The following is a 15,173-nucleotide window of genomic DNA, read 5'->3' as shown; positions in this document are numbered from 1 at the left end:
TGAGCGCGAAGGCACGTGCTGACAAACGCTTTAATTGCACCGCTGCTGTGCCGGAATCAGACGCATGGGGGATTCTGCCTGGTCGCTTCAGTGGCCGTCATGGCGCGCCGGCAACTGGGCCGGGTTGTGGGTCGCATCGTGCTGGATCTGGGCCTGCATCCAGTCGATGAACACCTGGGCCTGCGGCGCGGCGTCGCAGGCCATGGCGTAGTAATAGTGGGTCAGGGGCTGGCGCAACTGTGGCAGCGGGCAGACCAGCCGGCCGCTGGCCAGGTCCTTGGCCAGCAGCGAGGCGGGGCACAGGCTCAAGCCGAGGCCGTCGACGCAGGCCTGGAGCACGAAGTGCATATGGTCAAAATGCAGGGTCGGTGGGTTGCGCAGCGGCTTGAGCCGGCAGTGCTCGAGCCATTTTGGCCAGTCACTGAGTCGGGTGCGGCTGACCAGCAGGGTATGACGCGCCAGGTCCTTGGGGCTGTGCAAGGGGGTGTCGTGCAAGAGCGCGGGGGTGGCCACCACCAGGAGTTCGTCGTCCAGCAGGCGTTGCGGTTGCAGCGCTGCCGCCCACCCCGAGCGCCCGCGGCGGATCACCAGGTCGAAGGTTTCCCGGGCCGGGTCGGGGGACAGGGTGCTGGTCACCACCTCCGGGTGGATCTGCGGGTACTGCGCCATGAACTGCGGCAGGCGCGGAATCAGCCAACGCACGGCGAAGGACGGTCGCACGTTGATGGTCACCTTGCGCTGCGCCGAGCCCTGGCGCAGGGCGGTGGCGGCCTGGGCAATCTGGGTCAGGGCCACGCTGACCTGCTCATAGAAAGCCTGTCCGGCCGGGGTGAGGATCGACTGGCGGATGCGACGCTCGAACAGCAGCACGCCCAGGTGTTCCTCCAGCAACTTGATATGCCGGCTGATGGCGCTGTGGCTCACGTGCAACTCATCCGCCGCGCGGCTGAAGCTTTCGTGGCGAGCGGCCGCGGCAAAGGCGCGGACCGCGTTCAGGGGGGGCAGGTCGTTGATCATGTGTCTAATTTAGTTACCTATACGGCGCAAATAAAGCGTTTGTCAGCGCAGGTCACGGGCGGCACGCTGCACCGGGTTCGCGATCAGCCGGTCTGTCTGACATGCCCGATACCTCGCTTCGCCGTACCGATCAAGACTCTGCCCGTTGCGCCACCCTCCTCGGCCTGTGCCTGCCCGGTGATGTCCTGCTCTACCTGTTGCTGCCCATGCAGCACGAAGCGTTCGGCGTGACCCTGGCCGAGGCCGGTGTGCTGCTGGCCGCCAACCGCCTGGTGCGGATTTTCGGCTACGGCCAGGTGATGCGCTTCTATGCCCGGCACGGCGACCGCCCGGCGTGCGTGCTGGCCACGGCGACCGCTGCGTTGTGCGCCCTGGGCTACGCCACCCTGTCGGGCTTCTGGTGGTTGTTGCTGTTGCGCCTGGGCTGGGGCCTGAGTTACGCCGCCCTCAACCTCTCGACCCAGGTCATGGCCACCGCCGAGCCCACGGGCGCCGCCCGTCGCACTGGCCGTTCGCGTGCGCTGATCGCCAGCGGACCGATGCTGGCCTTGCCCATCGGCGCCCTGGTCAGCATCGAATACGGCCCGCGGGTGATCTTCGGGCTACTGGCCCTGACCTCGCTGCTGGCCCTGCTGCTGGCTTTCGGCCTGCCTGGCAGGCCTCATCCACTGGCGAATTCCGGCCGGCGCTTGCAGCGTCCCGACAGCGTGGCGCTGTGGTCCTTCATCGAAGGCCTGGTGCTGGACGGGCTGTTCATCCTTGGCTTGTCGTTGCAGGCCGAACGACTGATGGCTGGCAACGCACTGCTGGTGGCGGGTGTGTTGTTGGCCCTGCGCTACGTCTCGGAAATGCTCCTCAGCCCCCTGGGCGGTATCGCCGCGCAACGTTGGGGGGCGACGCGGATGCTGATCGTCTTTTCGCTGCTGACCTGCGCGGCCCTGGTGGGGTTCGGTTGCCATTGGCTGATCGTCGGCGGCGCCCTGGTATTGATACTGCGGGCCCTGCAACTGCCGCTAGTCGTGACGGTGGTGGCCCAGCGGCACCCGGGGGCAGGCCGAGTGCGAGCCCTGGCGGCCAATGCGGTATGGCGGGATATCGGCGCCGGGCTTGGCCCGCTGATCGCCGGCGTGTTGCTGCCGGTGGCGTCCTCGGTGTGGGTGTATTCACTGGCGGCGGCGTGCCTGGCGCTGAGTGCATTGGCGTGCCGGAAGCCCGATGCAAACAGCGGAATCTAAGCGGCAAGCGGCAAGCTCCAAGCTTTAATCTTGAAGCTTGTCGCTTGCAGCTTGCCGCTGTCTTTACGCCTGCCTGTCGTCGCCGCGCTGGACGCTCTGGGGCTGGCCCTGTTCGATGACCCAGCGCAGCAGGTCGGTGACCGAGACCCGGTGCTTGCGCTCTACCCATTCCATGCCCTGGGGGCTGTAGTGCTCGCTGTAGCGGGTCAGCACCAGGTGGTTCTGGTCTTCGGACAGGCGCAGGCTGACTTCGCGGCAATGCAGGCTGGCGTCGTCGAGCTTGGTCACCCGTTGCAGCAGCGTCAGCGCCGGTTGGGCGATGCTGGGTTCGGGCAGCTCTTCGCGGATGGCTGGGGCGGGCGCCGAGGTGTTCTTGATCAGGTGCATGGTCGGCTGTTCTCCAGTAGGGGGAGGTCAATCCTGGCAGCCGAACCTTGCGCAAAGATGTCTGCTTTATTGCAGCGTTGCAGGTTTGTTACCGCGTTGAAATATATGACGCGACGCGGCGAATGGTTTTAGATAACGCTCCTTTCCACTTGAAGTGATCCCTGCCGGTGAGCCGTCTCCTGATCGTGGACGATGACGTCGAAGTCCTCGCCCTGCTGAAGAAATTCTTTGTCCAACAGGGCTATCAGGTCAGCGTGGCCACCGATGGTGTTGGGCTGTGGGCGGCCCTGGAGCGGGAGGTGCCGGACCTGATCATCCTCGACCTGATGCTCCCCGGCGACAACGGCCTGGCCCTGTGCCAGCGCCTGCGGCTGCAGCATGCCACGCCGGTGATCATGCTTACGGCCATGGGCGAGTTGAGTGACCGGGTGGTGGGCCTGGAGATGGGCGCCGACGATTACCTGGGCAAACCCTTCGATGCCCGCGAGCTGCTGGCGCGGGTGCGCGCGGTGTTGCGTCGCTCCGGCGAGAGCCGGCCGCTGGCGGGCGAGGTGCCACGGCCGTTGATCCGCTTCGCCGATTGGCAACTGGACCTGACCCGGCGCGAACTGCGTTCGCCGGACCAGGTGATGATCCCGCTGTCGGCGGGGGAGTTCGACTTGCTACTGGTGTTCGTCGAGCATCCGCAGCGCATCCTCACCCGTGAGCAATTGCTCGATCTGGCCCGGGGCCAGGCCCATGACGCCTTCGACCGCAGCATCGATGTCCAGGTCAGCCGCCTGCGGCGCAAGCTGGAGTTCGATACCAAGCGCCCGGCGATGATCCGCACGGTGCGCAACGGCGGCTACCTGTTCACCCCCAGCGTGACCCGCCAGTGAAGGTACTCAAGCCGCTATGGCGTTATCGGCTGCGCGACACGGTGGCGCGCTGGATCGCCCTGACCATCATCATGGCCATGCTCACGGCCCTGGCCTTCAATGCGTTGTTCGTACAGTTGGCCGGGGTCTGGGCCTATCCATCCCTGGAAGAGTCGGGAGTCCTGGAGAACTCGGCGTCCATCGTGCGGATGATCGAGGCCTCGGAGCCGGACCAGCGTGCACGGTTGGCGGCAGCGGTCAGTCATGAATATTCCAGCGTGATCTGGCAGCCGACTCGCGAGGCTTTCAATCTGCCAGTCGTCGAGGACTCCGAATACGTGGGAGAGGGCATTCGCCAAGCGCTGGAACCGCCTACGCGGCGCATAGAGGCCTACATGCCCAGCGACTGGTCGGGGCCCAATGGCTGCTACGCGCTACTGGTGCAGTTGACCGACCAATCCTGGCTGATGTTTTCCTCGAAATCTCGCAATTGGGGGCTGGATGAGAGCACCCGCAACTTGATCGTCATCGCCCTGGTGCTGGTGTCCACCGGCCTGGTGGCCTGGATCGCCACCCGCCGCCTGGCCAGGCCGTTGCAGCAGTTCGCCCAGGGTGCACGACGCTTTGCCCTGGACTTTCACGCGCCCCCCATCGAGCCGGTGGGGCCCCACGAGATCCGCCAGGCGATCCTGGCGTTCAACGCCATGCAGGCGCAGTTGCAGCACTTCATCAAGGACCGTACGCAGATGCTCGCGGCCATTTCCCATGACCTGCGCACGCCCTTGACCCGCATGCGCCTGCGCGGCGAGTTCATCGAGGATGCCGACCAGCAGCAACGGCTGTTCCGCGATGTGGACGAGATGCAGGCCATGATCAACTCGGCCCTGGAATTCTTTCGCGACGATGCGCGCCTGGAGCAGGCGACCCAGTTCGACCTGGCGGAACTGCTGCAGACCCTGGTGGACGATTATCGCGACCAGGGCCTGGAGATCATCTTCAGTGGCCCGCCGCGCCTGGTGTATGGCGGCCGCCCCCTGGGGCTCAAGCGGGTGATGGCCAACCTGCTGGACAACGCCCTCAAGTACGGCGTCGAGCCGGCCATCGTGCTGGAGCAGGGGGCTGAGCAGGTGCGGGTGCGGGTGCTGGATCGTGGTCCGGGCATTGCGCCCGAGGCGCTGGAGCAGGTGTTCGAGCCGTTCTTCCGCCTGGAGACATCACGCAACAAGAGCACCGGCGGCGTTGGCCTGGGTTTGTCGGCGGCCCGGGCCATCGTGCGTGAGCATGGCGGCAGCTTGCGCCTGTTCAACCGCGAGGACGGCGGGCTCGAAGCCCGGGTGGAGCTGCCGCTGTAACCCTTGCACCTGGGGGCTTCTTGTAGCCGCTACCGAGCCTGCGAGGCTGCGTACGGGCGCGTAGCGGCCGTCCTGGTTGAAGGCCCTGCGGGCCTTGTCGCAGTCTCGCGTCGCTCGATAGCGGCCACAGGTGTCAGGACCAGTCGAAGCAGAACAGTACCAGGCCTTCAACCGGTTCGTAGAACATCACGATCAGGTCGGCGCCGCAGATGCCGTAGTTGTAGGCCGGTACCCCCAGGACATGCTGGAAGCGGCGGCCCGCCGGGCTCAGGGGCCAGACGTCGATGTCGCCGCTGTCATCCTGGGCTTCGACCATGTCCATGGGAAATTCCACGGTTTCCACCCAGTTGCCATAACCCTCGGCCACGCCACCGATTTCCTCGATGAAGTTGAGCTTTTGCCCGTTGTCCCGGGGCCAGGTCAAGTGCCCGAGTTCCTGGTAGCGCTGGCGGGCGGCCTGGTAGGCGGCACGTTGCTCGGTGTAGTGCTGTTCCAGGTCGGCGCGAGCGTTGGGCTCGGGGTCGGCCAGGTGAGCGTTGTCCGGGTGCAGGAAGAAGTAGCGCGGATCACCGCACAGGCGATAGCGGCCGTCCTCGATCTTGAAACCGATCCAGTTGGTCTTCAGCAAGTCGCTGCCAAAGCCCTGGCCTTCGGTGAACATGCCGACCAGGCCGCCGCTGGGCTCGATGGGGCTCAGCAGGTGCAGGCGAGCGGACCACTCGGGGTTGATCAGGCTGGCATCGAAGGACAGCAGCGGCAGCAAGTGTTCGGCCAGCGCTTGCTGGTCGGCGACGAACAGGTCACGCGCTTCGGGGTAGGCCACGGCGCCAGTTGGCAGTTGGTTGAATTCCGGGGTCGGGATAGTGGGCATGGTACATCCTTGGTATCGGGCGATTAACGTGCGCAAGCCACTGCGCGATTCAGCAAGAACAAGAGGCAAGCGCTCGAGCAGGGCCGACGCTTGCCGGGTAAGCGGGTGCGACGCAGGTTCCGGGCGCTGGTGGCCGGGAGCAGTCGGGTGGTAGCGAGTGGCCTGCCGCGCGCAAGGCTTGCGGGGCGGACGAAACAGCGGGCGCCAGTGGGCGCGGGTACCGGAGGGTGTTGCTGGGCATCCATGTCCAAGTTCGGTCTGTGCAATACGCGGTCATTGCCGGGCCGGCAATCTAACACCTGGCGAGGGCCCGGGCCAGGCGCACCGCGACACAGGCCCAAAGGCCCGTGTGCAGCGGGCGAGGATGGCCTTAGAACGACAGCGCGGGGCCTGTGGCGTCGATGTCCGCCGCCAGTTGGCCGGGGCGCTCATCTTCTTCCAGCCCTCGCGAGGCACGGCCCACCAGCAGCGGATCGGGAGCGTGGGCGACCTTGGGGTCCTTGCCCGGGTAGTCCAGCTCGTGCAGGAAGTGACGGATGCAGTTGATCCGGGCGCGTTTCTTGTCGTCGGACTTGATCACCGTCCACGGCGCGTCGGCGGTGTCGGTGTGGAAGAACATCGCCTGCTTAGCACTGGTGTATTCGTCCCATTTGTCCAGGGACTTGATATCGATGGGCGAGAGTTTCCAGTGCTTGAGCGGGTCGTCGCGGCGCGAGATGAAGCGCCGCAGCTGCTCTTCGCGGTTGACCGAGAACCAGAACTTGAACAGCAGGATGCCGCTGTTGCACAGCATGCGTTCCAGTTCCGGAGTCTGGCGCATGAACTCCAGGTATTGCAGGGGCGAGCAGAACTCCATGACCCGCTCGACGCCGGCGCGGTTGTACCAGGAGCGGTCGAAGAAGACCATTTCCCCCGCCGTCGGCAGGTGCTGGATGTAGCGCTGGAAGTACCACTGGCCCTTTTCCTGCTCGGAAGGTTTTTCCAGGGCGACGATTCGCGCACCCCGGGGGTTCAGGTGTTCCATGAAGCGCTTGATGGTGCCGCCCTTGCCCGCGGCGTCGCGGCCTTCGAACAGGACCACGATGCGTTGCCCGGTTTCCTTGACCCAGCTTTGCACCTTGAGCAATTCGATCTGCAACTCGTGCTTGGCTTTCTCGTACTCGGCGCGGCGCATGCGGTGGCGATAGGGGTAATTGCCCGGCAGCTTGGCCGAGACGCTGTCTTCGTTGGAGCCACGAGGCGCGTTGGCGATTTGCAGGGCCATGGGGTTCTGTTCGAGATCGACCTCGATAGCTTTTACTGCCGCAGCCTTGGCGGGCGTGCTGCGCGGGCGGCGGGGGCGGGGTGTGGCAGGCTTGCGGGCCGGGGCCTTGGCGGGGAGGGTTGCGTTGGTCTTGGGCAGCACCTCAGGGAGGGGAAGTGCGCGGGAATCTTCACTCATGGCGGGGGCCTGCGGATCTTGTTCAAAGGGGTGGCGACCAGTGTAGGGAGCGCAAAGCCCCGCTCGTTGACTTCCATCAAGGTTGTGCTCGGGAGATGGCGCTAGGCGCTGCTGCAGAGGCGGAAGCAGTTCCCCCTGATACAGCGTTCGGGCGGGGAATCCAATGCAAGTGCCGCCCCGCTCGGGGCGACCTCTGGAACTTGCAAAGGATGCTGAATCATGGATATCCGACCCCTTGTCTATTTATCCCGCCCCCTGGCGCGCCGGCTGCGGAGGTTGTTGCTGTTGTTGGGGCTGAGTGCGGCAGCGCAATCGGCGCTGGCGATCAATGTGGTCTTCGATGCCTCGTGTTCGACCCCGGCCGATCGTACTGCGGTGAACAATGCGGTGGCGGTGGCCACTACTTGGTCCAATGATGCCTACAACCGGGTCAACGACAACGAAGCGGTCTTTCGTCGTAACGACGACCCGGTCTACCAGACATGGTTCGGCGTCTTCAGCCAGGATCGTTACCAGCGAGTGCGCGCAGTGCTCGACGGGGTGCGCTTCAAGCTCAATAGCGGCAATACCCTGACGGCCCGTTGCCGGACCAACCCCGCCGATCCCTGCGACGGCGCAGACGTTATCGCGGCTACCTATCTCAATGCCCGAGGAGACATCGACGCCTGGTTCTGCACGGCGTTCTTCGCCTTGCCGCCACGGGTGGGCTTCGATACCCAGGCCGGAAGCGTGGTGCATGAGCTGACCCACTCGATTGGCCACACCGACGATATCCCGGGTGGCTATGGACCGGCGGGCGCGCGCGATCTGGCGACCCATCGCCCGGACGAGGCGGTGGATAACGCCGATAACTACGAATATTACGAGGAGCAGATGTACGACTGACCGGGTTGGCCGGGAGCGCGTCCACGCCTCGGGGCAGGCCCGGGGCGTTTGGCGTTGGAAGGGGATACAGCGAGGGGCTGCCCTGCCCGGATGGGCAAGGCAGTTTGCAGCGTCAGACCTTGGCTGGGTTCTTCTTCTCCGGATCGATGCCGTACAGGGCGATAGCCTCGGCGACCTTCTCCCGAGGCAGGCTGCCTTCGTCGGCCAGGGCCTTGAGGGCGGCCACGGCGATGAAGTGGCGGTCGACTTCGAAGAACCGGCGCAGGGATTCACGGGTGTCCGACTGACCGAAACCGTCGGTGCCCAAGGCGACGAAACGACGCTTGGGCACGAAGGGACGGATCTGGTCGGCGAAGATCTTCATGTAGTCGGTAGCGACCACCACCGGGCCTTCCTTGTCTTGCAGGCAGCTTTCCACGTAGCTCACGCGAGGCTCCTGCTGGGGATGCAGCAGGTTCCAGCGCTCGGCTTCCTGGCCGTCGCGACGCAGCTCGGTCAGGCTGGTGACGCTCCAGACCTCGCTACTGACGCCGAAGTCGGCTTCCAGCAGTTTGGCGGCGGCGTTGACTTCCTGCAGGATCGAGCCGCAGCCCATCAGTTGCACGTGCTTGCCCTTGTTCTGCTTGGCCGGGGCCGAGAAGCGGTACATGCCCTTGAGGATGCCTTGTTCGACGCCTTCGGGCATGTCCGGATGGGCGTAGTTCTCGTTGAGCAGGGTGATGTAGTAGTAGATGTCCTCGTTCTCTACATACATGCGGCGCATGCCGTCCTGGATGATCACCGCCAGCTCGTAGGCATAGGTCGGATCATAGGAGACGCAGCACGGGATAGTGGACGACATCACGTGGCTGTGGCCGTCATCGTGCTGCAGGCCTTCGCCCATCAGCGTGGTACGCCCCGAGGTGGCGCCAAGCAGGAAGCCGCGGGCCCGGGCATCACCGGCGGCCCAGGCCAGGTCGCCGACCCGCTGGAAGCCGAACATCGAGTAGAAAATGTAGAACGGGACGGTCATCACCCCGTGGTTGCTGTAGGAGGTGCTGGCGGCGATCCACGACGAGATGGCCCCGGACTCGTTGAGGCCCTCCTGCATGATCTGGCCGTCCTTGCTCTCCTTGTAGTAGCTGAGCTGACCGGCGTCCTGCGGGGTATACAACTGACCCACGTGGGAGTGGATGCCGATCTGGCGGAACAGGCTTTCCATGCCGAAAGTGCGGGACTCGTCCGGCACGATCGGTACCACCAGCTTGCCGATGTTCGGATCCTTGAGCAGGGTGCCGAGGATGCGTACGAAGGCCATGGTGGTGGAGATCGCCCGTTCGCCGGTGCCCTTGAGCTGGGTCTCCAGGGCCGACAGCGGCGGGATCTGCAGGGACTGGGCATCGCTGAAGCGCGCCGGGATATGGCCGCCGAGCTTGCCGCGCAAAGCCTTCAAGTAGTTGGCCTCGACGCTGTCCGGCGCCGGCTTGAGGTATGGCATGTCGCCCAGTTGCTCATCGCTGAGCTCCAGGCCGAAACGATCGCGGAAGGCCTTGACCGCCTGGTCGCCCATCTTCTTGAGCTGGTGGTTGATGTTCTGGCCTTCGCCGGCCTCACCCATGCCGAAGCCCTTGACGGTCTTGGCCAGGATCACGGTCGGACCGCCGGTGTGGCGCATGGCGGCGGCGTAGGCGTTGTAGACCTTCTCCGGATCGTGGCCGCCACGGGAGAGCTTCCAGATCTGCTCGTCGGTCATGTCGCTGACCAGTTCCAGCAGTTCGGGATACTTGCCGAAGAAGTGCTCACGCACATAGGCGCCGTTCTGCGACTTGTAGTTCTGGTAGTCGCCGTCCACGCATTCCATCATGCGCCGGCGCAGCAGGCCGCTCTTGTCCTTGTCCAGCAGGGCATCCCAGCCGCTGCCCCAGATCACCTTGATCACGTTCCAGCCGGCGGCGCGATACAGGCTCTCGAACTCCTGGACCACCTTGCTGTTGCCGCGTACCGGACCGTCGAGGCGCTGCAGGTTGCAGTTGACCACGAAGATGATGTTGTCGAGTTTTTCCCGTCCGGCCAGGGAAATCGCCGCCAGGGATTCGGGCTGGTCCATCTCGCCATCGCCCAGGAAGGCCCAGACCTTGCGGCCCTGGTGTTCCTTCAGGCCACGGTTCTCCAGGTAGCGCATGAAGCGTGCCTGGTAGGCGGCGGTGATCGGACCCAGGCCCATGGACACGGTGGGGAACTGCCAGAAGTCGGGCATCAGCCGTGGGTGAGGGTAGGAGGACACGCCATCGCGGTCGGTTTCGCGGCGGAAGTTGTCCAGTTGCTCTTCGCTCAGGCGGCCCTCGAGGAAGGCGCGGCCATAGATGCCTGGCGAGGAGTGGCCCTGGATGTAGACCATGTCACCGGCGAACTGCTCGGTGCGGCCACGGAAGAAGTGGTCGAAGCCTACGTCGTACAGCACTGCCGCCGAGGCATAGGAGGCAATGTGGCCGCCGACGTTGGAGTGCTTGCCGGCGCGCAGCACCATGGCCAGGGCGTTCCAGCGGATATAGGCGTTGATCCGCTTCTCTACGGCGAGGTCGCCTGGGTAGGGCTGCTGGCGGCTGACCGGGATGGTGTTGACGTAGGGCGTGGTCACGCGCCCGTAGAAGTCGCCATGTTGGGCAACGTCGAAATCCAGTAGTTGGTCGATCAGGTAATGCGCCCGAGGGCGGCCTTCGACATTCAGAACCGATTCAATGGATTCGAGCCATTCACGAGTCTCTTGTGGATCCTCGTCGAGAAACACTGATTGTTGTGCCATCGTCGTCTCCTGGGCAGTACAGCGGGGAACACCGAGTCGTTCGGTGCCATAGCGAGGGGTATCGGCGGTTGCCGATATTGTTCAGAATCCAGATGATTGCAATTGCAATTATTCTCGGGAATTTATCGTGCACCGCGTTACAATTGCAACTAAATCGATTCTTGAAAAAAGGTGATGCATGTCTTCCAGCGAGCCGGATACCTGGTTCAGATTCGTCCGGGCCCATCGCTGCCTGATCCGCGAAATCGAACGTCGCCTGGCCGCCGCCGGGCTTCCGGCCTATGCCTGGTACGACGCCTTGTGGGGGCTGGAAAGCGGTCCCGGCGGTACCCGACGAATGAACGAACTGGCCGATGTCATGGCGATCGAACGCTACAACCTGACACGTCTGGTCGACCGCCTGGAGGCCGAAGGCCTGGTCGAGCGCAGCCGGGCCAGCGAGGACGGCCGTGGTGCCTGCGCCTCGATCACCGAGGCCGGCAAGGTGTTGCGAAAAAAGATGTGGCGAATCTACGAAGATGCGGTCGCCGAGTTGTTCCTGGCGCAGTTCGATGAACAGCAACAGCGCTTTTTCAGTGATGCCCTGGAGCGTGCGGCCAGCGCCGCGCGCAGGAGTGGGCGAGAGGCCTAGGCCTTCATTGCAGCAGGTAGCGGCGCATGGCCTGTTTGACGTATTCCTGAGGCACCTTGCCATCCTGGGCCAGGGCGCGCAGGGCCAGGGTGGCGATCCAGCGTTTGTCCACGGTCTTACTGGAGATCGGACGGGTTGGCAGTGAGCCGATGGAGTCGGCACCCAGGGCGACGAAACGCGAATTCAGATGGGCACCGATCTGCTCGGCCACATGCTGGGCGTAACCTGTCACGGCGACCACCGGCGCATCTTCGAGGTTCAGGCTGTCGCGCAGATGCGATGAGCGCCGGGGCAGATCCGGGTGCATACGGTTCCAGCGCAGGGCGCTCTCGGCATCCCGGGCCAGGCGGGTATAGCTGGGGCAACTCCACATTTCGCAACCCACGCCCCAGTCTTCGTGCAGGATCTGCGCTGCAGCGATCACCGCGCGCAGGCTCAGGCCGGCTCCCAGCAGGCGGACCTTGGGCCGATCGGGCCCGGCCTTCAATTCGGCGATCTTGTACATGCCTTGCAGGGCCTGGCTGACGCTGTGCTTGTCCATAGGGCCGACGAAGTCGTTGGGTTCGTCGTGCAGGGCCATGTAGTAGAAGCCGTTGCTTCCATCCACATACAGGCTTTTCAGCGCCGCCAGCGCAATGGCCCGTGCCTCGGCACCACTGGCGGGGTCGAATGGCAGGCAGCGAGGATTGGCCGCCAGCCACAACGGGACCCATGGATGCGCACCCTTGGGCCAGATCGAGGAAATGGTCTCGATATCGTTGCACAGGATCCCGCGCTGGGAGGACTCGCTCGACAGTGCGCATAGCTGGGCCGATGTGGAGGAACTGGTCAGGTACAGCAGCGGTTTTTCGCTGGCGCGGGCCTGGGAACTGAAGTGCAGCGGCCAGGCGCTGATGCGGGTGTGCTCGGGCTTGGCACCGGGACGTGCGTTGGAACGCACCACCCAGATGTTCTTCGCCGTTCTCGGATCCCTTTCCAGACGATTGGCGATGTCGATCATGGTGTAGAGCGGTGAAGAGCATCCTTCGCTGGTCTGGACAGCCAGCGCCTGGATCTTGTCGATGCAAGCTTGCGCGGCCTCGCCGGTCTCGCGCGTGGTCCTGAAACTGGAAAAACCCATCATAACTTCGAAGCTCTCCGTGCGTTCCGTCATTCTTGCACGATACTGTACGCCTCAATATGATTGCAAATGCAATAAGATTCAAACGCAGCGACATTCGGAGCAGTCAACGGAGGACTCATGAACACGCCAAAATCCCTCACTTTCTATACCGCAGACACCCCAAACGGACAGAAAATCAGCATTTTCCTCAAGGAAGCCGGTATCGATTGTGAGCGGGTGAAATTCAATCTCTCCGAAGGGCGCCAGCACTCTCCGGAGTTCCTGCAAATCAACCCCAACGGCAAGATCCCGGCGATCGTCGATCATGAGGCCGGAGTCTCGGTGTTCGAGTCGGCAGCGATCCTTGGCTATCTGTCGGAAAAATACGACTGTCTCCAGGCCAAGTCGCCGACCGAACAACTGGCGGTCCAGCAATGGCTGTTCTTCCAGGTAGGTGCCATCGGTCCAATGCTCGGCCAGCTCTGGTGGTTCCTCCATGGCAGCAAGACCGCCAACCAGGAAGCCATCATGCGCTACCGTAAGGAGTCGCTGCGTATCTATGGCGTAGTCGACAGCCAGCTGGCCAAGCAGGCCTACCTGGCTTCGAACAACTATTCCATCGCCGATGTTGCCGCGTTTCCCTGGTTGCGCACCCATGAGGAGCTGAACCTGGATATCACCCCGTTCCGTCATGTTCGGCGTTGGCTGGATGTGATCGAAGCGCGGCCGGCGGTGAAGGCCGGGTTGGCCGACTCCCGGGAAGCTTAGGCCAACCCGGGAAGGGCAACTGGTTCGAGAAACCGCTCTGGCCCTGTCGGGAAAGAGCGGTTTTCTGCATTCATATGATGGGTACGAGGTTGGAATTACTGCCGGTTCGGTCATTGAGTCACGGGCTTCGAGAAGGTCGATATCTCCTGTTGAACTCACGCTATAGTTAATTTATGTAGTAATTATTTGTCTTTACTACATAAAGGCTTTTGAGTTGAGTGTCAGGGGTGGTGAAGTCAGAACAACAAGACTCACGGACTGAACACTATAAAGAACATGGAGTTCTTATGAGCACTCAATTAGTCAGTGGCAGACAAGTAACCGATGATGAAGCTGAACTTGATTATCTGCTGAAAAATGCCTTCGAGAAGCGTTTGCCATCTCTTGATGGTTGTCAATATGCCTATTTCACCATGCATAAGGGGCGGCAAGTAAAACCGCTGATCTTCTCCAGTTATCCGAAGCGTTGGCTCGATATCTACAAGGCTTCCAATTACCATTTGATAGATCCGGTCATCAATCATGGATTGAAGTCCATTGCCCCGTTTTCCTGGCGCGAGGCACTTGAGTCCGCGGACTCGGGGCGCGGTGGGGAATTGTTCGCTTTATCTGAGAAATACCGGATATCCACAGGTTTCACCTTCAATTTGCACGACTCCAATGGCCTGTTCGCCGCGCTGAGTATTTGTAACACGGAATTGCGGCCCGACTTCGATCACGTCATGACCCGACATACCGCCGAGATCCAGATGGCGCTGATTCAGTTTCACAACAGCCTGATGGGCAGGTTCACTCCCAATGAGCTGTTTCCCGAGAAGGATGATGCCAGCTTGTCGAATCGGGAAATGGGAGTTCTCAAGTGGGTGGTCATGGGCAAGACCTACGGGGAAATCGCCGCAATCCATGCGATTTCCGTGCGTACGGTGAAATTCCACATGTCCAACATCGTGCACAAGCTGCAGGTCTGCAATGCCAAGCAGGCGGTCTACAAGGCTGTGAGCATGGGCATGTTCTGAGACGCTCGTCTTTCGTTGGCGGAGTATCGGTGCGGGCCAGAGGTATGTAGTTCGTACAGGTGATCGCCGCCCTTGGTGGCGATCATTGCCTGCAGGCTTCTGGCATTGTCTGCCGATATCGGCATCTTGAGCAGCAATACCCGCTCACCGGGGGTGGCCTGTCCGCTATCGAGGATCTCGTAGTGCCATCCGGCCCGGTGCACGATGCGTGACATGGCTTGGCTCACTACGGTGATGATCGATTCCAGGCCTGTGTGTGCCCCATGGCTGTGCATGGCCAACAGGAGCATTTCGGTCAGTGGCAGGCGCTGCAGCCCGAGGGCGCGGGAGCGGGTCTTGTCGACGAAAAAGCGACTGGATTCGGCGATCAGGCGGTGCTTGGGCGTGGGGTGGCTGAAAAAATTGCGGAATGGCCCTTCCACCATGTAGGGATGCAGCGTGTTGATCAGGCGCAGACTGGCCAGGGGGATCCCGGTGTGGACTCCAACCAGGTAGGTGGCGCGAGGGGTGTCGTACTCATCGACTTCCTGGTTGCCGCAGACATTGACCTTCCAATTGAGCCGGTCGGCGAAGACTTCCTTGCGCAACCCATACAAGTTTCCGAGCAAATCTTGGGACGCGTTTGTGTAGTCGATATTATAAAAACTTATTTTATCCATACTTATTGTTATTTCCGTCCGAGGAATAAAGACTGGCTGTCTTCATCAGTCGCGCCGGTGCGCGGAAAGGATGAGTTGCCTGTTTTGAGAAAGCAACTGTACCTAAGGTCAGTCTTCGCGGAAAGAATTAAACGCTCGTTTTTATAAGTGTCGATCTGCACTTAGGTACA

The 15,173-nt window shown here is 62.6% G+C and carries 14 protein-coding genes; 7 read left to right on the top strand and 7 right to left on the bottom strand.

Annotated elements, in window-relative coordinates; genetic code table 11:
- Nucleotides 1–87: 87 nt before the first annotated feature.
- Nucleotides 88–1,017 carry a transcriptional regulator GcvA gene (gene gcvA, locus H7A76_RS11590; RefSeq protein WP_185698594.1) on the bottom strand — a complete coding sequence of 310 codons (930 nt, stop codon included), beginning with the start codon at nucleotides 1,015–1,017 and terminating at the stop codon, nucleotides 88–90.
- A 101-nt stretch (nucleotides 1,018–1,118) separates the two neighbouring features.
- On the opposite strand from gcvA, the gene H7A76_RS11585 reads away from it, so the two are divergent.
- Nucleotides 1,119–2,252: an MFS transporter gene (locus H7A76_RS11585; RefSeq protein WP_185698593.1), complete on the top strand. Its 1,134-nt coding sequence runs from the start codon at nucleotides 1,119–1,121 to the stop codon at nucleotides 2,250–2,252.
- Between the two features lie 63 nt (nucleotides 2,253–2,315).
- Here the strand turns inward: H7A76_RS11585 and H7A76_RS11580 are convergent, their stop codons facing one another.
- Nucleotides 2,316–2,639 carry a hypothetical protein gene (locus tag H7A76_RS11580; protein WP_185698592.1) on the bottom strand — a complete coding sequence of 108 codons (324 nt, stop codon included), beginning with the start codon at nucleotides 2,637–2,639 and terminating at the stop codon, nucleotides 2,316–2,318.
- Between the two features lie 167 nt (nucleotides 2,640–2,806).
- Between H7A76_RS11580 and H7A76_RS11575 the strand changes: the two genes are divergently transcribed.
- Both H7A76_RS11575 and H7A76_RS11570 read left to right on the top strand, forming a co-directional pair.
- Nucleotides 2,807–3,517 (top strand): response regulator, encoded by a 711-nt coding sequence (locus H7A76_RS11575; RefSeq protein WP_185698591.1) that lies wholly within the window; start codon nucleotides 2,807–2,809, stop codon nucleotides 3,515–3,517.
- Complete coding sequence (locus tag H7A76_RS11570; RefSeq protein WP_312026249.1) at nucleotides 3,514–4,848, top strand: ATP-binding protein; 1,335 nt, start codon at nucleotides 3,514–3,516, stop codon at nucleotides 4,846–4,848. The genes H7A76_RS11575 and H7A76_RS11570 overlap by 4 nt, the downstream gene beginning before the upstream one ends.
- Nucleotides 4,849–4,981: 133 nt before the next feature.
- Here the strand turns inward: H7A76_RS11570 and H7A76_RS11565 are convergent, their stop codons facing one another.
- Nucleotides 4,982–5,719 (bottom strand): hypothetical protein, encoded by a 738-nt coding sequence (locus H7A76_RS11565; RefSeq protein ID WP_185698590.1) that lies wholly within the window; start codon nucleotides 5,717–5,719, stop codon nucleotides 4,982–4,984.
- 370 nt (nucleotides 5,720–6,089) lie between these two features.
- Entirely contained in the window at nucleotides 6,090–6,983 is an 894-nt protein-coding gene (gene ppk2, locus H7A76_RS11560) for a polyphosphate kinase 2 (RefSeq protein WP_185698640.1), read from the bottom strand.
- Between the two features lie 396 nt (nucleotides 6,984–7,379).
- On the opposite strand from ppk2, the gene H7A76_RS11555 reads away from it, so the two are divergent.
- The gene (locus H7A76_RS11555; protein ID WP_185698589.1) at nucleotides 7,380–8,045 is read left to right on the top strand and encodes a M35 family metallo-endopeptidase; all 666 of its coding nucleotides are present in this window, start codon (nucleotides 7,380–7,382) and stop codon (nucleotides 8,043–8,045) included.
- A gap of 112 nt (nucleotides 8,046–8,157) precedes the next feature.
- On the opposite strand, the gene aceE is transcribed toward H7A76_RS11555, so the two are convergent.
- Entirely contained in the window at nucleotides 8,158–10,827 is a 2,670-nt protein-coding gene (gene aceE, locus H7A76_RS11550) for a pyruvate dehydrogenase (acetyl-transferring), homodimeric type (RefSeq protein WP_185698588.1), read from the bottom strand.
- 178 nt (nucleotides 10,828–11,005) lie between these two features.
- On the opposite strand from aceE, the gene H7A76_RS11545 reads away from it, so the two are divergent.
- On the top strand, nucleotides 11,006–11,458 hold the full coding sequence (locus H7A76_RS11545; RefSeq protein WP_152898433.1) for a MarR family winged helix-turn-helix transcriptional regulator: 453 nt from the start codon (nucleotides 11,006–11,008) through the stop codon (nucleotides 11,456–11,458).
- 4 nt (nucleotides 11,459–11,462) lie between these two features.
- Here the strand turns inward: H7A76_RS11545 and H7A76_RS11540 are convergent, their stop codons facing one another.
- The gene (locus tag H7A76_RS11540) at nucleotides 11,463–12,581 is read right to left on the bottom strand and encodes a transketolase-like TK C-terminal-containing protein (RefSeq protein ID WP_185698587.1); all 1,119 of its coding nucleotides are present in this window, start codon (nucleotides 12,579–12,581) and stop codon (nucleotides 11,463–11,465) included.
- 117 nt (nucleotides 12,582–12,698) lie between these two features.
- Here H7A76_RS11540 and H7A76_RS11535 point away from each other — a divergent pair, with 117 nt between their 5' ends.
- Together H7A76_RS11535 and H7A76_RS11530 are read left to right on the top strand one after the other, a co-directional pair.
- Nucleotides 12,699–13,328, top strand: a complete 630-nt coding sequence (locus tag H7A76_RS11535; RefSeq protein ID WP_185698586.1) for a glutathione S-transferase family protein — start codon at nucleotides 12,699–12,701, stop codon at nucleotides 13,326–13,328.
- 287 nt (nucleotides 13,329–13,615) lie between these two features.
- Complete coding sequence (locus H7A76_RS11530; RefSeq protein WP_185698585.1) at nucleotides 13,616–14,344, top strand: helix-turn-helix transcriptional regulator; 729 nt, start codon at nucleotides 13,616–13,618, stop codon at nucleotides 14,342–14,344.
- On the opposite strand, the gene H7A76_RS11525 is transcribed toward H7A76_RS11530, so the two are convergent.
- On the bottom strand, nucleotides 14,314–15,003 hold the full coding sequence (locus tag H7A76_RS11525; RefSeq protein ID WP_185698584.1) for an acyl-homoserine-lactone synthase: 690 nt from the start codon (nucleotides 15,001–15,003) through the stop codon (nucleotides 14,314–14,316). The two genes, H7A76_RS11530 and H7A76_RS11525, sit on opposite strands and share 31 nt — an antisense overlap.
- Nucleotides 15,004–15,173 lie beyond the last annotated feature (170 nt).

Source organism: Pseudomonas sp. MSSRFD41 (assembly GCF_014230245.1).
GTDB classification, from domain to species: domain Bacteria; phylum Pseudomonadota; class Gammaproteobacteria; order Pseudomonadales; family Pseudomonadaceae; genus Aquipseudomonas; species Aquipseudomonas piscis.
Note: the sequence above shows the minus strand (reverse complement) of the source record. Positions and strands in the feature narration are given on the sequence as shown.

What these genes read in the sequence shown, in the direction of transcription:
- gcvA (WP_185698594.1), bottom strand. Translation starts at nt 1,017, where the DNA reads ATGATCAACGACCTGCCCCCCCTGAACGCGGTCCGCGCCTTTGCCGCG.
- H7A76_RS11585 (WP_185698593.1), top strand. Translation starts at nt 1,119, where the DNA reads ATGCCCGATACCTCGCTTCGCCGTACCGATCAAGACTCTGCCCGTTGC.
- H7A76_RS11580 (WP_185698592.1), bottom strand. Translation starts at nt 2,639, where the DNA reads ATGCACCTGATCAAGAACACCTCGGCGCCCGCCCCAGCCATCCGCGAA.
- H7A76_RS11565 (WP_185698590.1), bottom strand. Translation starts at nt 5,719, where the DNA reads ATGCCCACTATCCCGACCCCGGAATTCAACCAACTGCCAACTGGCGCC.
- ppk2 (WP_185698640.1), bottom strand. Translation starts at nt 6,983, where the DNA reads ATGGCCCTGCAAATCGCCAACGCGCCTCGTGGCTCCAACGAAGACAGC.
- H7A76_RS11555 (WP_185698589.1), top strand. Translation starts at nt 7,380, where the DNA reads ATGGATATCCGACCCCTTGTCTATTTATCCCGCCCCCTGGCGCGCCGG.
- aceE (WP_185698588.1), bottom strand. Translation starts at nt 10,827, where the DNA reads ATGGCACAACAATCAGTGTTTCTCGACGAGGATCCACAAGAGACTCGT.
- H7A76_RS11545 (WP_152898433.1), top strand. Translation starts at nt 11,006, where the DNA reads ATGTCTTCCAGCGAGCCGGATACCTGGTTCAGATTCGTCCGGGCCCAT.
- H7A76_RS11540 (WP_185698587.1), bottom strand. Translation starts at nt 12,581, where the DNA reads ATGATGGGTTTTTCCAGTTTCAGGACCACGCGCGAGACCGGCGAGGCC.
- H7A76_RS11535 (WP_185698586.1), top strand. Translation starts at nt 12,699, where the DNA reads ATGAACACGCCAAAATCCCTCACTTTCTATACCGCAGACACCCCAAAC.
- H7A76_RS11530 (WP_185698585.1), top strand. Translation starts at nt 13,616, where the DNA reads ATGAGCACTCAATTAGTCAGTGGCAGACAAGTAACCGATGATGAAGCT.
- H7A76_RS11525 (WP_185698584.1), bottom strand. Translation starts at nt 15,003, where the DNA reads ATGGATAAAATAAGTTTTTATAATATCGACTACACAAACGCGTCCCAA.